The sequence below is a fragment of the Streptomyces sp. NPDC087300 genome (genome assembly GCF_044744425.1).
In the GTDB taxonomy this organism is placed as follows: domain Bacteria; phylum Actinomycetota; class Actinomycetes; order Streptomycetales; family Streptomycetaceae; genus Streptomyces.
In genome coordinates this window covers 1018052-1033508 of sequence record NZ_JBIUYI010000001.1, presented here as the reverse complement: position 1 = coordinate 1033508, position 15457 = coordinate 1018052, and the positions used below count along the sequence as shown (strand labels likewise).

Genomic DNA, 15457 nt, shown 5'->3' with positions numbered 1-15457 from the left:
CTCTACCCTCCGATGAGTCGCATTCGGACGAGTCCCTTGCTTGCGTTGATCATTCGCGGTCCGATCTCCGGTGGTGCGTCCCTGCGGCACCAGACGGCGTTCTTCGCCATCTTTCCGGGTGACATGTTGAAGCAGCGGGTATCTCGCAGCCCGAGCCGGAATGACGGCGCGACGAAATCGGCGTCACGAATGCAATCGAGTATCTGCTGAGCGGCTGCGTGCGGCGCGAGTTGCGACTCGTCCACAGCCTGGCACAGCTCTCGTGTGAGCTTGCTCATCGCGTTGAAACCGTCGCTCACGGGAAGCGGCGAGCCGGGCAGGGTGGAGTCCTCGAGTTCCCGGAAGACATTGGTGTTCCCGCTGCGCGTGAACCGGTAGTAGGCGTCTTCGAGCATCACGTTGCCGAGCATGGTGCCGAGCATCCAGGTGCGGTTCACCGCGTTCCACAGCTCGAAATCGCGGAATCCCACGAAGGAGCTGTAAACCAGATCGTCGTGGAAGTCGAACAAGCCCTGCTGCAGTGCCTCCAGATAGGCGAAACGCTCCAGTGACCAATTGCCGTCGCGTGAGGCTGCGATGAGTCGCCAGCCCAGGGCGTTGACGAGCTCCATGGTGTTGGTCAGGCCGCGCGAGTACAGCGCGTCGATGAACCCGGCCGCGTGCGAGGTGAGGCAGAAGCGTTCACCCACGACCTGCTTGGCGGAGTACTGGAGCCGTCCGGTTGACACCCAAGGTCGTACCGCCTTGGCGTTCCGGAATTGCCAGGCGATCTCAGGGAATCGGCCGAGGAAAGCGTCGAACTCCTCTTGGGCGGGTGTGTCGTCCTTGGGGAAGACCCGCGGATCGAGGGTCAGTCCCACACTGCACAGCGGATTGATGGAATCGGCGTGGTTGTCGAAGGGGATCACCCAGAGCCAGCCGCCGTCGAATACGTGGTGCAGGGTTCCGTGATGCCAGGGGTTCGGCTGCTGGTGTGCTTTGGCCGCCGGAGCCTTGTCGAACGGCTGCACGCCGATCATGTGCGTGAACAGGGTCCGGGAGTGCGTACAGGCCCGGGTCGGTGTTTCCCGAAGCTCGAGCTTCTCCGCCAACGGCGAGCGGAAACCGCTGCCGTCGACCACATAACTCGCCCTGAACTCCTCACCCTTGTCGGTGCGCAGCACCGCACCCGTGTCCGGGTCGATGTCCACGTCCGCGATCCGTGTGTTGAGTCGCGGCACCGCGCCGTACTTGACCGCCACATTGAACAAGTAGGAGTCGATGTCCTGCCGGAAGAGATGGGTTTCCGTGCGAATGGCCGACGGCACGACCAACTGGTTGATCTCTTCCGGGTTCTGCGACGCTCCCTCGCGGTGATACACGAAGCCAAAGTTCTGCTTCTGGCCGCAGTACCGCGACACGTGCCGACTGATGCCCTTGTGGCTGGAGAGGGGCTTGAGCTCGGGAACCTTGTACCGGTCGGCGATGATCCGTGTCATTCCCGAGGTGTAGGGAATGGTGGACTCACCGACAGCGAACCGAGGATGGACGCCGGCGTCGAGCAGCAGCACCCGCACACCGTTGCGCGCCAGGACTGCTCCCAGCATGCCGCCGGCCATGCCGCTGCCGAGGATCGCCACGTCGTATTCGTTCGCGCGCCGTGGCGCGCTGGTGTTGTTCTGCAAGGTCATTGCCCTTCTGCCATGAGATCGATGCGCCTGTTGGGCTGGTCGGACGCGACGGACGCCGACGGCAACTGCCTACGCGTGCGTACGCCGAGCTTCTTGAAGATCCGGGTGAGGTGCTGTTCCACGGTGCTCGGCGTGACGGCCAGCCTTTTGGCTATCTCGCGGTTGGTCAGATCCCCGGCCGCGAGACCCGCCACCCGGCGCTCCGCCGCGGTGAGCAGCTCGAGGCCGCTCGGTGGGGCCAGGACGGTGGCGCCGTGCAGTGGTGCGGCAAAGCCCTGTCCGGAGATCTCGCGGGCCAGGGGCGCCGCGCCGGCGGCCTCGGCCAGACGGCCGGCCGCCTGGAGCTCCCGCCGGGCCTGAGCCGTCTTGCCCTCGGGCAGGCGCGTGCGACTGAGCTCGGCCAGTGCGCAGGCCAGCTGGAGCTGGTCGCCGCAGTCCCGCAGAAGCGTCACGGCTTCGGTGAGCAGTGCGCCCCTCGCGGACGACGGGCTGCTTGCCGCGAGCGCCCGCAACGCGATCGCACGGGCCCTCGACGAGCCTTCGCCCGTGAGCGCCAGCTCCTCGCGGGCGAGTTCCTCGGCTCGTACGGGATCGGCCAGGGCCAGCTGCGCGCGGGCGGACTCGGAACGCCACGGCACGAGCGTCGGCTGGTCGAAATCCCAGTCCCGCATCAGGTCCCCGCAGGCGGTGAAGTCGTCCAGGGCGGCGTACGGGCGCCCGGTCTGCAGGTAGTGGCAGCCGCGGGCATGGAGGAAGTACAGCCCGAAGCGGCTCCTGAACATGCCGTGCGGCACCGGGACTTCCAGGTAGGCGGCAGCAGCCTCGTAGTCACCCGTCCAGGTCGCCGCGTGCACCAGGTTGGCCAGCGGCCCTCCGATGCACACGCCCCAGCTCTCGGCCGGTACCTGCGTGAGAGCCGCCTCCGCCAGTCGCCGGGCCTCTTTGGGCCGCCCCTGGCGCAGGGCGACCCTGGCCCGCAGGGACGCGAACTCGGCCTCCCACAGGGGGACGCGCCGCGTGCGTGCCTGCTCCAGCCAGTGGTCGCACCAGTTGGCGGCCGCGTCGAGGCGGTCCGTGAACTCCAGGACGGAGGTGGCGCAGACGATCCATTCCTGAGTGCTCTTGCTCAGCCGCATGGAGCGCAGCGCGGTCTCGGCGTCGGCTACGGCTTCGTCGTCAGGCCCATGGGCGAGTACGTGGGACAGCGCCGTGGCCCCCAGGACCCGAGGATCCTCCTCCGAGCGACGCGGCAGACGGGACGCCCGGCCGCCGTCACGGGACGACATCCGCACGGAGAGGGGGTAGGTGGTCGAAAGGAGCTCCCGTGTCGCCCGGATCTCCGCCGCCGTCGCGGGATCCGGCGCGGAGCTGTCGGCAGGTGCGTCGACGATGCGGTGAACGGCATCGAGCGCCTCGTCGAAGCGGCCGTGCCACAACAGGAACTTGGCGAGCGGCAGGGCATGCCGGTGGGGCAGCCGGCCGTCGTGCAGGGCCACCGCGAGCTCCCCGAGGTGCCGGGCGCTGATGGACGGATTGAGCATCCATGCCGTACTGGCGTAGAGCGCCTTGATGCTCATGCGCGCGTGGTCGTCCTCGCACACGCGCAGAGCCGCCTCGAGGGAGGCGTGCGCGTCGGCGATGCGGTTGGCGGCCAGATGCCGCTCCGCCGCTTGGCACAACACGTCCGTGGCCCACGGTCCGCTGCGCACCTCGGACTCGACCAGGAGTTGGGCCACCCGGGTGGCGGCCGCCCCGTCCTGGTAGAGCAGTTCCGCGGCCCGCCCGTACAGTGCCGCACGCTGCTGCGGAGGCACACTCGCCAGCATGGCCGTTCGGGCCACGGGATGCAGCTGCCCCGAGGTCAGCAGGCCCGCGGCCGCCAGCGCGAACACGCCGCGGCTCATGGTGGCTTCGTCCTCGTCCAACAGCCGGGCCAGCAGCCCGGGATCGGCATCCGCTCCGAGCACGGCCAGTGCCCGGGCGAGCCGCAAGAGGACGGGCCGCCCACGATGAATGCAGCTGAGCACGGTCTCGCCGTACGCGTCACCGACGGGCGCTCGGGGAGCTGCTCCCTCCAGCGGCGCCCCGGCCCGCCGGTGGTCTTCCAGAAGGGCGCGGACCAGCAGGGGGTTTCCACCGCTGACCCGGTGGTAGTCGGAGGCCAGCGAGCGTGCCGTGTCCGGGCCCAGTTGATCGGTGAGGAGCGCGGTCACCCCGCTCTTGGTCAGCCGCTCCAGCGAGAGGTGGCGGTAGTTGGGTTGACGCAGGAGCTCGGCGTGAAGTTGTGGATGAGCCGGCTTGGACAGCGTGCACTCCGCGACCAGCAGTCCGATCGGCATGGACCGGGTTTGACGCAACAGCTGCAGTAGCCAGTACAGGGACAGCGAGTCGGTGAACTGAGCGTCGTCGACGCAGATCAGTACCGGTACCCGCTGCGCTGTCCGGGCCACCTCCTGGCACAGTCGATGCAGCGCGCCGGTCGTGTCGGACGCGAGGGTCTGCTGTGCGAAGCCGTGGCCGAGGCCGTGTTCGTCGCCGGCCGCGCCAGGTCCGCGCGTCACCGCGTCGAGCAGCGCGGCGATCTCGTGCCGTTCTCCCAGACGGTCGTCCGCCCTGCGCATGAGCTGGCCGAGGACGCTGCCGGGGGATTCGCGCTCGGCCCAGGAGCCGACGGCGCGCAGCACCAGAAAGCCCCGTTCAGTGGCGAGGTCCTCGACCGTGGTGAGCAGCTCGGTCTTCCCGCACCCGATGCCTGCGCTGATGACCGCGGCGCCGCTGTCGCCCTGTGCGCAAGCCTGGAGGAGATCCGCCAGCTCGGTCAGTTCCTTGCCGCGCTCGATCAGCCGCATGAACCAATTCGCTTTCTGGGCTCGTCGGGTTCGGGCATGCCGTGCTCATCGGGACCGGGACGAGGCCGCTGGCTCCGACGACCGGGTCTGGGGAGGCAGGGGCACCTCGACCGGTTTGGCGTAGATACGGGTGAGCAGTGGCCCGGTCATGGCAGTCGTGACCACGGCCATGACCACGAGGAGGGAATACAACGGGCCGTCGAGAAGGCCCAGCTGGAGACCGACGCCGAGAATGACGAGTTCGGTCAGGCCACGGGTGTTCATCAGCGCCCCGAGTGCCGCGGCCGGGCGGGCGGCAAGGCCCTGCGTACGCGCGGCCAGATAGGTCCCGCCGAACTTGCCGACCACGGCGACCACCAGGATCGCACCGAGCTGGAGAACCTGGGCGGCGTCGATTCCGCCGAGGTCGACCTGGAGCCCCGCCATGACGAAGTAGACGGGCAGCAGCAACGAGGTGAGCCGCGTGGTCTGGTCGAGCACGTCCGTGAGTTGCTCCTGGGCGCCGCGACGAGGCATCGCGAGGCCGAACACGAAGGCTCCGAAGATGAAGTGCATGCCGATCGCCTCGGTGGCCGTGGCCGACAGGAGTGCGCCGGTGAGAACGATGGCGAACCGGTGCGCGGTCATGGGCGCCGGCTGTCCGGCGGGTGTCAGGACCCTGCGCAACAGCGGCCGCACGACGAGAGCCATCAGCAGGCCGTAGGGAAGGATGAGTGTCACCGTCCAGTGGTGTCCCTCGTCCGTCACGGACGCCTGGACGATGGCCAGCGCCGTCCAGGCCACGAGATCGACCACGGCCGCTGTGGCCAGCGCGATGCTGCCCAGCGTGGTGCGGGCCAGGAGCCGGTCGGCGAGTATCCGGGCGAGCACCGGAAAGGCGGTCACGGAGACCGTGAGCCCGATGAAGATCACGAACGCCACGTGATGCTCACTGTGCCGACCCTGTGGGAGGCCCAGCGCGAGGCCGACACCCAGGACGAACGGCACGGCCGTGGAACCGAGGGCCGAGATGGCCGTCACGCGTCCACGGCCGCGGAGGGAGTCCGTGTTGATCTCGAGGCCGACACAGAACATGAACAGGGCGACCCCGAGATTGGCCATGCCGGAGAGCAGTGGTCGCACATCGGTGGGGAAGAGATGATGCGCGATCGCGCCATCCAGGAGTGTCGGTCCCAGCAGTATGCCGGCGAAGATCTCACCTACTACAGGGGGTTGGCGAAGCCGGATGGCCAATTGGCCCAACCCCCGGGCGAGTAAAAGAATCAACGCGAGATCCGCGAAAAGGAATTGCACTTGGTGGCTGGTCATGTCGAGGCCGCCCGGCTCATCATCTTGCCTTGTCCAGAAGGTCAGGTACGAGGGGTTCCCGCGCTGTCCGTTTCGGGGGTGGCGGCATCGGCAATCAAGTCGTCCAGATCGATGTGGAACAACGGGTGCCGGCCACTGAGCCCGGAGATGAGCGTCACGAAGTCCGCCGAGGGTTCGTTGGTGCGCTCGGGGTCGACCATTTCCTGGGCCAGGCTGTAGTAGAAGTCCTTGTACTTCGTTCGGTCGTAGAACCGCTCCACGAAAGTCTTGATCTCATCGAAGAACCCGGAGTAGGCGGTGGCGTAGCGGTCGAGTGCCTTCTCCTCGATCTGCGGGTGCTCGATGACTTGGTCCACGATCCGGGCGAGGGTGCTCCCCGCCAGGGTCGCGAGGGCGACGCCGGTGGAGAACAGCGGGTCGACGAAGGCGGCGGCATCCCCGACCAGGACCCAGCCGTCGCCGTGGAACTGGTTGCTGTGGTACGACCAGTCGCGCGCGGTGCGGAACCCCGCCGACTGTCGAGCTCCGGCGAGCATCTTCTTCAGCTTGGTGGTCTGCTGCCGTTCGGCGTGGAACAACTCCTCCAGCGACTGGCCGTTCTCACCGGCTGTCGCGGAGCGGGTCACGTACCCGACGCTGATGGTGCCCTTGTCGATGGGGATGGCCCAGAACCATCCGTCGTCGAGCCCCTCGATGAGGATGTTGGTGTACTCGTCGTCCGGCAGCCGTTCGCAGTTGTCGAAGTACGTCCACACGGCCACATTGCGCAGGTCGTCGTGCCACTCCACCTCGGTGAGCCGACGGCCGAGCACGCGGGCCTGCCCCGACGCGTCCACCACCAGTGAGGCCCGCACCTCGTGCAGCCCGTCGAGCCCGCGCAGCGAGAAGCGGACTCCCTTGACGCGGCCGTCCTCTTCGATGTGCTCCTTGACGGTGGCGTCCTCGATCACGAACGCGCCCAGCTCCCGCGCCCTGTCCAGGATCAGTGCGTCCAGATCGGCACGTCGCGTGTGGAAGGCGTACTCATGGCCACCGCCCTCCACGAAGGAGAAGTTCCACGGCACCTGGTTGTTTCCCCACACCAGGGTTCCGCCGTATTTCCGCTCGAAGCCGCGCGCGTCCATGCGTTCGGTGATGCCCATCTCCTGCATGGGCCGCATGAATGCCGGTATGAGTGACTCGCCGACGTGATATCGAGGGAAGCGATCACGGTCGATGATGAGGACTCGGCGGCCGCGCTGCGCCAGAAGTCCGGCGGTTGTCGCCCCCGCCGGTCCACCGCCGATGACGACAACATCGAATTCGTCAGGAACTCCATAGAGAGCAGACGGCATTGAGGGACCTCCCAGAATGGGTGTCAGGTGGTTCCGAGAACGGAGCTCGGAGCTGGAACGAGTGGTCTCCGATGAAACCTTCGTCAGTTTGCAGCAGTGGTTCTGCAAGGTGTCTGTACGCCTTCTGTAGCCTTCCTGATGCCGTTGTGTATCGGCGCGTGGGAAGCCACCGCGGTCCGGTCAGGGCCCAATGCCGCGCGACATACGTGGATCATGAAGGGGGGTTAGGGGCGCGTCTATTCAGTGCGTCGAGGTGGTGCGCGGGCATCAATGGTCGATGTGACGGTAAGTCAGCTGCCCCGCGCCCCGAGCGCCCCCGCTGCCCGTCGGATCCCCGTCCTCTGTCTGGCGCCTCCGGCGTCCCGAACGGCTCGGCGTGGTCGCCCTGCTGGTCCCGCTCCGAGATTTTCGCCGTGTGACTCCCTTGCGTCTTCTAGGTATGACGGTTAGTCATATAGCTACTAGGTAGACCGGACTGGGCCGTCATGGCTCAACTCCCAGGAGGCACAGTGAAGTTCTCCGTCATCTTCGAGGCCCAACTCGCCGACCCGACCGTCGAGCGCGAGCACCAGCTGATCCACGACAGCGTCGAACAGGCCGTACTGGCCGAGGAGATGGGGTTCGACCGGATCTGGGCGGTCGAGCACCACTCCCTCAAGTGGTACGCGCACATGAGTGCCCCGGAGATCTTCCTGACCTGGGTCGCCGCGCGCACGAGCACCATCAGGATCGGGCACGGTGTCGTCTGCATGCCGTTCAACTTCAACCACCCGGCACGCGTCGCCGAACGCGCCGCGATGCTCGACCTGCTCTCCGGCGGGCGGCTCGACCTCGGCGCGGGCAGGGGCGGCACCGCGCAGGAGACCTCGCTGTGCGGGGTCGACAAGGAGCGCACCACCCAGGAGGTCGAGGAGGCGCTGCGGATCATCGGGAAGGCCTGGGAGAAGGAGGAGCTGGAACACCACGGCGAGCTCATCGACATCGACCCGCACCCGATCCTGCCCCGCCCCGCGCAGACCCCGCACCCGCCGCTCTTCCTGGCCTGTAGCCGGACGGAGACCCTGACCCAGGCCGCCGAACTCGGGATCGGCGCCCTGGTGATGGGCTTCGCGGGCCCCGATGCGATCGCCGAAATGCGCCGTGCGTACGACGGCGCGATCGCGGCCCGCACCGAAGCGCGCCTGGTGTCGAGCGTCGTCAACGACCACTTCTCGGTGCTCTGCCCGACGATCGTCCTGGACGACCGGGAGACCGCGCGGCGCGTCGGCATCCGGGGGCAGCGGTTCTTCGCCCAGTCCATCGGGCACTGGTACGGCGGCGCGGGCATCCCCGACGAGGCGGTCGTCGAGGGCAGCGACGAGGCGGCCGAGATGCGCAAGGCCGCCGAACAGGTCGTCGCGCGCCTGCACGAGCACAACATCCCGGTGCGCCCGACGTCGACCGCCACCTTCAACGCGGACCACGCGTACGGCACCGCCGACGACGCCATCGCCTACGTGGAACGCCTCAGGGACGCGGGCGCCGACGAGATCATGTGCCTCATCCAGATGGGCACCGTGCCGCAGGAGGCCTGCTTGGAGACCCTGCGCCAGTGGGGCGAGAAGGTCATCCCGCACTTCCGCGCCCAGGAGTCCCGGGAATCCGCGGAATCCGAGGAATCCCAGCAGTCCCAGCAGCCCCAACAGCCCCAGGAAGCGACCTCCGGCTGATGGCCGCGGACCATCCGGCGCAGCGGCCAGGGTCGCGACCGGCCGACCGGCTCGCCCCCGCCGCCCGCCCCCTCGTCGCCGCCCTCTCCGCGGCCTTCCCCGACCTCGGCGGCACCGTCACCGATGCCGTGGAGGCCCGCCGGATCCTGGCGGCAGGAACCGGCCCCCAGCGGCCGCCCAAGCCATCCCGGAGCGTCGGCTCCGTCGTGGACCGCGCCATCGCGGGTCCCGTCGGCGCGCCCGAACTCCCCGTACGCGTCTATCTGCCGGACCCGGAGACCTTCCCTGGCCCACGCCCGACCGTCGTCTTCTTCCACGGCGGCGGCTACACCCTGTGCGGCCTGGACTCGCACGACGCCACGGCCCGTGGTCTTTGCGCGCGGGCCGGCGCCGCCGTGGTCTCCGTCGCCTACCGCCTCGCCCCCGAGCACCGCTTCCCCGCGGCCGCCGACGACGCCTACGCGGCGCTGTGCTGGAGCGCGCGCGAGATCTCCTCGCTCGGCGGCGACCCGGACGCCCTGGTCACCGCGGGGGACAGCAGCGGCGGTGGCCTCGCCACCGTCGCCGCGCTCACCGCGCGGGACCGTGGCGGGCCCGCCGTCGCCCTCCAGGTGCTGATCTACCCGGTGCTCGACGCGGGCCAGGACACCGCCTCGTACCGCGAGAACGCCGAGGGCTGCTTCCTGACCGCCGCGCACATGCGGTGGTTCTGGCGGCAGTACCTGGGCCCGGACGGCGACGGCGCCCACCCGCACGCCTCGCCGCTCGGCGCCGAGCTGACCGGGCTGCCGCCCGCGCACCTGGTCACCGCGGGCTGCGATCCGCTCCGCGACGAGGGCTTCGCCTACGCACACCGGCTGCGCGCCGCGGGCGTACCGGTCACGCACGGCCACCACCCGGAGATGTTCCACGGCTTCCTGGGCTTCCCGGGGCTGCTCGACGAGGCGGAGACGGCGGTGGCCGCCGTGGCAGAAGCAATCGCATCGACGGTGAAAGGCAGGAAAAACAGCGGTGAAGGAGGGGGTGCCGCAGGATAATTTCCCGATACCCCCCTTGTCGCGGAGAACCTCGCATGCATACGGTGTTCATACGCGAGGTTCTCCCGTGGAAGGTGGGTCATGACGGAAATTCTTGTGCGTTCGGGTACGGAGGGTGCGGTTCCTTCCGCTGTTGGGCGGGTGGTGGACCACCCGGCGTGGCCGGTGCTCAAGGACGCCGTGGAGGAGATCAGGCCCTGGCAGTCCCAGGACGGGTCGATCGACTTCGCCGCGGAGGGCGCCCCGGCCAAGGCCGTGGCCGAACTCGCCGTGGACCGCGTCATATCGGCGGTCGAGCAGCTCGCCCCGCTGCTCCCGCACGACGCCGCCTACCACCAGGCGCTCGCCGCCGACCTGCGCCGCTGGTCCGACGGCGGCTTCCAGGTGCCGGACTTCCTGGACTCGCTGCTCGCCTTCCAGCCCGCGGCGCACCGCGAGGACGGCCTGCAGCACTTGGTCGTCTTCCCCATGTACACGCAGAACGGCAACCCCGACCGCAATCTCGAAGCGGTCGTGCTGCGCATGGTCTGGCCCGACTGGCTGGCCGAGCTGGAGCGCACGCGCTACGACAACCCGCTGTTCTGCGGCATCACCTTCGAGGACTTCACCGCCGGGTACGACACGAACTCCGCGGTCCTGTTCCCCGAGACCATCGCCGTGCGCGAGGCCCCCGAGCGCTTCTCCTGGGGCGGCATCTTCTGCGACCGCGAGGCGGCCCGCTTCCGCCGGGTCACCGAGGCCTCCGTGGACCTCCTCGGGCTCGAACTGCCCGACGACATCCGCGCGATGGTCGGCGACCAGGACCGCTGCCAGCAGGCGTTCGTCCTGTGGGACATGGTCCACGACCGCACCCACAGCCACGGCGACCTGCCCTTCGACCCCTTCATGATCAAGCAGCGCCAGCCGTTCTGGATGTACGGCCTCGAAGAGCTGCGCTGCGACCTCACCGCCTTCAAGGAGGCCGTGAAGCTGGCGGACGAGGGCGTCCCGCAGGCCCGCGACGTGCAGTACGCCGTCCTGTTCGACCGGATGTTCCGCTTCCCGGTCACCGGTGACCGCGTCAAGAACTACGACGGGCTCGGCGGCCAGCTCCTCTTCGCCTACCTCCACAAGCACGACGTGGTCCGCTGGACGGACAACAAGCTCACCATCGACTGGGAGCGCGCCCCGCGGGTCACCAACCAGCTGTGCGCCGAGATCGAGGACCTCTACCGGGCCGGCATCGACCGCCCGAAGCTGGTCCACTGGTTCGCCGCCTACGACCTGGTGTCGCAGTACCTCGCCCCGCACCCGGGCTCCCGCTGGGCCAAGGGTCCGGAGGCCCTGGACACCTCCCTGCCGCCGCGCAAACTGGTGGACGAGGTGCTTCCGGACGAGTTTCCGCTCAGCATGTTCTATGAGGCGCTCTCCAAGAAGCTGAAGCACGTGATCGCCTCCACCAAGGGGATCACCGCTTCCACGGGCGCCGAGAAGGCCGCCGCGTGAGCGGCCGCCAGGAGGAGGCGAGGAAGATGTCCGTACTCGATGGAGCCGTGATCGCGGTCGCCGGAGCGGCCGGACCCGCGGGCCGGGCCACGCTGCTCAGGCTGGCGGAGGCGGGCGCCACGGTCGTGGCGTCCGACGCCGACGCGGCGCGCCTGGCGGAAGCCGTGGACGCGGCGCGGTACGCGCACGGCGGGGCCACCGTCGTCGGCGACACGGTCGACCTCCTCGACCTCGAAGCGGCCCGCGAGTGGGCGACGCGCACGGAGAAGGAGTTCGGCAGGATCGACGGCCTGGTGCACCTCGTCGGCGGCTGGCGCGGCAGCAAGAACTTCGCCGAGACCGACCTCGCGGACTGGGACTTCCTGGAGAACCTGCTGATCCGCACCGTTCAGCACACCACCCTCGCCTTCGAGGACGGCCTGCGCCGCAGCGACCGCGGCCGCTACCTCCTGATCAGCGCGGCGGGCGCCTCCAAGCCCACCGCGGGCAACGCCGCGTACGCCGCGTCCAAGGCGGCCGCCGAGGCCTGGACGCTCGCCCTCGCGGACGCCTTCCGCAAGGCGGGGGGCGACGAGGGCCCGCGCGCGGCGGCTGCGATCCTGGTGGTCAAGGCGTTGGTGCACGACGCGATGCGCGCGGAGCGGCCCAACGCGAAGTTCGCGGGCTTCACCGACGTCAACGAGCTGGCCGAGGCCATCGCGGGCGTCTGGGAGCGGCCCGCCGCGGAAGTGAACGGAAACCGCCTGTGGCTGACCGAGAAGCCGTGACCGCTCGCGACGGAGACGCGGCGCACGCGCCGCGGACCGCGGTGAACCCGCCGAAGACCGACGCCAGGCGCCATCACGACCCGGACGTACGGGGCTTCGCGAGCGACAACTACGCCGGGGCGCACCCGGAGGTCCTCGCCGCCCTGGCCCTGGCCAACGGCGGTCACCAGATCGCGTACGGCGAGGACGACTACACGGCCAACCTCCAGCAGGTCATCCGCGGCCACTTCGGCGCGACGGCCGAGGCGTTCCCGGTGTTCAACGGCACCGGCGCCAACGTCGTCGCGCTCCAGGCGGTCGCCGACCGCTGGGGCGCGGTGATCTGCGCCGAGTCCGCGCACATCAACGTCGACGAGGGCGGCGCCCCCGAGCGGATGGCCGGCCTCAAGCTGCTCACGGTGCCCACCCCCGACGGCAAGCTCACCCCCGAGCTGATCGACAAGCAGGCGTTCGGCTGGGACGACGAGCACCGGGCGATGCCGCAGGTCGTCTCGATCGCGCAGAACACCGAACTGGGCACGCTCTACACGCCCGACGAGATCCGCGCGATCTGCGACCACGCGCACCAGCTCGGCATGAAGGTGCACCTGGACGGCTCGCGGATATCCAACGCGGCGGCCGCGCTCGACGTCCCCATGCGGACGTTCACCAACGCGGTCGGCGTCGACATCCTCTCGCTCGGCGGCACGAAGAACGGCGCGCTGTTCGGCGAGGCCGTCGTGGTCATCAACCAGGACGCCGTGCGCCACATGAAGCACCTGCGCAAGATGTCCATGCAGCTCGCCTCCAAGATGCGTTTCGTCTCCGTGCAGTTGGAGGCGCTGCTCGCCAAGGACCTGTGGCTGCGCAACGCCCGGCACGCCAACGAGATGGCACAGCGCCTCGCGGAGGGCGTCCGCTCGGTGCACGGCGTGGAGATCCTCTACCCGGTGCAGGCCAACGCCGTCTTCGCCCGGCTGCCGCACGACGTGAGCGAGCGCCTCCAGAAGCGCTACCGCTTCTACTTCTGGGACGAGGCGGCGGGCGACGTCCGCTGGATGTGCGCGTTCGACACCCGCGAGGAGGACGTCGACGGGTTCCTCGCGGCCCTCAAGGAGGAAATGGCGCGCTGACCCGCGCCACCACCCCAACGCGTGCATAGATATACGACCGACCGCAATTGCATTGACTCGCGGTCGGTCGTATTCCTAGGCTCCCGTGCCATGGAGCTGATCCAGGAGAACCCCGACCTGTCGGCGTACTTGGCCGCCGACGACGTCGTCGACCACCGGCACCCGCTGGTCCGCGAGACGGCGGCCGGTCTCGCGAAGTCGTCCGCCGGCACGTACGCGTACGCCCGCGCCGCCTTCGAGTTCGTGCGCGACGCCGTCACGCACTCCCAGGACGCGGGCCGCATGGAGGTCACCTGGCGCGCCTCCGACGTCCTGCGGGAGCGCACCGGCATCTGCACCGCCAAGTCGCACGCCTTGGCCGCCCTGCTGCGCGCCGAGGACATTCCGACGGCGTTCTGCTACCAGCGGCTGCGGGACGACAACACCAGCGGCTACTCCCTGCACGGCCTCGTCGCCGTACGGCTCGACGGCGCCTGGCACCGGCAGGACCCGCGCGGCAACGTCCCGGAGGGCGTCGACGCCCAGTTCCGCCTCGGCGAGGAGCGGCTTGCCTGGCCGGTGGATCCCGAGTCCAATGAAGTGGACTACCCAGTCCTATATGCTGAACCGAGTCCGGTGGTGCTCCGCGTGCTCAAAGAAGCCCGGGACCGGCTCCACCTTTGGCAGATCTACCCCTCAGAACTGTGAGGCACGACGGACCATGACCATCGACCTGACCGTCACCGACGAGGTCCGCGCCCTCGCGCCCGGCTTCACCCATGTCGCCATCGAGGCGCACGGACTCGTCAACGGCCCCAGCACCGAAGCCACTTCGGCCCTCCTCGACGACGCCGCGCGACGGCTCGCCGGGCGCCTGGCCGGGCGCGCACCGCACGAGGACCCGCACATGGCCGCCTGGCGCGCCGCCTACACGGCCTTCGGCGCGAAGCCCTCCCGCACCCGGAACTCGGCGGAGGCGCTCGCCAAGCGGGCGCTCGCCGACGGCGGCCTGCCGCGCATCAACGTCCTCGTGGACCTCTACAACGCGATCAGCGTGGCCCACCTGATCCCGGTCGGCGGCGAGGACCTGGACCACATCAAGGGCGGCATGCGACTGCTGCGGGCCGCCGGCGACGAGGAGTTCGTCACCGCGGCGGCGGGGGAGACGGTCGTCGAGCACCCCGATGCGGGCGAGGTCGTCTGGTGCGACGACGAGGGCGTCACCTGCCGGCGCTGGAACTGGCGCCAGGGCCCGCGCACCCGGCTCACCGAGGAGTCGGTGAACGCGATCTTCCTGTTGGAGGGGATGGGCCCCGAAGCGGGGCTCGCGGCCGCGGGCGCCGAACTGGCCGAGCTCCTGGAGAAGGTCAGCCCCGGCGCGCGGATCACCGTCCGCGCGCCGGAGTAGCCCGGCCGCGGCACGACGGCGCGGGGGAGGGCCTCAGCCCGCCTCCGTCGCCTCCGCCGCCTTCACCTCGGCGGGCGTGGGCGCCGTGCCACCGAGGTGCGCGGGCATCCACCACGTGTCGTCCGCACCCTTCGGGCGCACCGGGTAGGCGCGCTGGGCGGCCTCCAGGAGTTCCTGGCAGCGCTCGCGCAGCCGCCGCGTGATCGCGCCCGCGTACTGGTCCGTGGGCGCCTCGACCGGCTCGCCCACGCGGATCGTGATCGGCAGGTGGCTGCGCTTGAAGTTGCGCGGGTGCCCCTTCGTCCACAGCCGCTGCGTGCCCCACAGGGCCATCGGGATGAGCGGCACCCCGGCCTCCTGCGCGAGCCGCGCGGCACCCGACTTGAACGTCTTCAGGGTGAAGGACTGCGAGATCGTCGCCTCGGGGAAGACCCCGACGATCTCCCCGGAGCGCAGCGAGTCGAGCGCGTGCGCGTACGCCGTCTCGCCCTGGGTGCGGTCGACGGGGATGTGCTTCATCCCGCGCATCAGCGGTCCGGAGATCTTGTGCCGGAACACCGACTCCTTGGCCATGAAGCGCACCAGACGCTTCTGCGGCAGGGCGGCGAGGCCGTCGAAGATGAAGTCCAGGTAGCTGATGTGGTTGCTGACGAGGACCGCACCGCCGGAGCGTGGGATGTTCTCCGACCCCTTGCAGTCGATCTTCAGGTCCCATGCCTTGAACAGCGTTCTCGCGGCACCGATGACCGGACGGTAGACAAGCTCTGCCATGGGTGGGGAGGGCCCTTCGTTTCTGCCT

The 15457-nt window shown here is 69.4% G+C and carries 12 protein-coding genes; 7 read left to right on the top strand and 5 right to left on the bottom strand.

Annotation, left to right across the window (positions count from 1 at the left end; all coding sequences use genetic code 11):
- Positions 1–2 precede the first annotated feature (2 nt).
- The 4 genes from ACIO9J_RS04270 to ACIO9J_RS04255 are packed head-to-tail and all read right to left on the bottom strand — an operon-like array spanning position 3 to position 7161.
- A complete protein-coding gene (locus tag ACIO9J_RS04270) occupies positions 3–1670 on the bottom strand; it encodes an NAD(P)/FAD-dependent oxidoreductase (RefSeq protein ID WP_401992204.1) in 1668 nt (555 codons plus the stop codon).
- Complete coding sequence (locus tag ACIO9J_RS04265; protein ID WP_401992201.1) at positions 1667–4519, bottom strand: AAA family ATPase; 2853 nt, start codon at positions 4517–4519, stop codon at positions 1667–1669. Before ACIO9J_RS04265 ends, ACIO9J_RS04270 begins: the two co-directional genes overlap by 4 nt.
- A gap of 45 nt (positions 4520–4564) precedes the next feature.
- The gene (locus ACIO9J_RS04260) at positions 4565–5827 is read right to left on the bottom strand and encodes a cation:proton antiporter (protein ID WP_401992198.1); all 1263 of its coding nucleotides are present in this window, start codon (positions 5825–5827) and stop codon (positions 4565–4567) included.
- Between the two features lie 41 nt (positions 5828–5868).
- Entirely contained in the window at positions 5869–7161 is a 1293-nt protein-coding gene (locus tag ACIO9J_RS04255; RefSeq protein WP_401992195.1) for an NAD(P)/FAD-dependent oxidoreductase, read from the bottom strand.
- A 509-nt stretch (positions 7162–7670) separates the two neighbouring features.
- Between ACIO9J_RS04255 and ACIO9J_RS04250 the strand changes: the two genes are divergently transcribed.
- The 7 genes from ACIO9J_RS04250 (at position 7671) to ACIO9J_RS04220 (ending at position 14658) form a co-directional block, all read left to right on the top strand.
- Entirely contained in the window at positions 7671–8870 is a 1200-nt protein-coding gene (locus ACIO9J_RS04250) for an LLM class flavin-dependent oxidoreductase (RefSeq protein ID WP_401992193.1), read from the top strand.
- The gene (locus ACIO9J_RS04245) at positions 8870–9907 is read left to right on the top strand and encodes an alpha/beta hydrolase (RefSeq protein ID WP_401992190.1); all 1038 of its coding nucleotides are present in this window, start codon (positions 8870–8872) and stop codon (positions 9905–9907) included. Before ACIO9J_RS04250 ends, ACIO9J_RS04245 begins: the two co-directional genes overlap by 1 nt.
- A gap of 81 nt (positions 9908–9988) precedes the next feature.
- On the top strand, positions 9989–11392 hold the full coding sequence (locus ACIO9J_RS04240; RefSeq protein ID WP_401992188.1) for a DUF6421 family protein: 1404 nt from the start codon (positions 9989–9991) through the stop codon (positions 11390–11392).
- A gap of 26 nt (positions 11393–11418) precedes the next feature.
- Complete coding sequence (locus tag ACIO9J_RS04235; RefSeq protein ID WP_401992185.1) at positions 11419–12159, top strand: SDR family NAD(P)-dependent oxidoreductase; 741 nt, start codon at positions 11419–11421, stop codon at positions 12157–12159.
- A 41-nt stretch (positions 12160–12200) separates the two neighbouring features.
- A complete protein-coding gene (locus ACIO9J_RS04230; protein ID WP_401993058.1) occupies positions 12201–13271 on the top strand; it encodes a threonine aldolase family protein in 1071 nt (356 codons plus the stop codon).
- 90 nt (positions 13272–13361) lie between these two features.
- Positions 13362–13958, top strand: coding sequence for a transglutaminase family protein (locus ACIO9J_RS04225; protein ID WP_401992182.1), 597 nt, complete (start codon positions 13362–13364; stop codon positions 13956–13958).
- A 13-nt stretch (positions 13959–13971) separates the two neighbouring features.
- Positions 13972–14658 (top strand): B3/4 domain-containing protein, encoded by a 687-nt coding sequence (locus tag ACIO9J_RS04220; RefSeq protein ID WP_401992179.1) that lies wholly within the window; start codon positions 13972–13974, stop codon positions 14656–14658.
- 33 nt (positions 14659–14691) lie between these two features.
- Here ACIO9J_RS04220 and ACIO9J_RS04215 read toward each other — a convergent pair whose 3' ends face one another.
- On the bottom strand, positions 14692–15429 hold the full coding sequence (locus tag ACIO9J_RS04215) for a lysophospholipid acyltransferase family protein (protein WP_401992176.1): 738 nt from the start codon (positions 15427–15429) through the stop codon (positions 14692–14694).
- Positions 15430–15457: the final 28 nt, after the last annotated feature.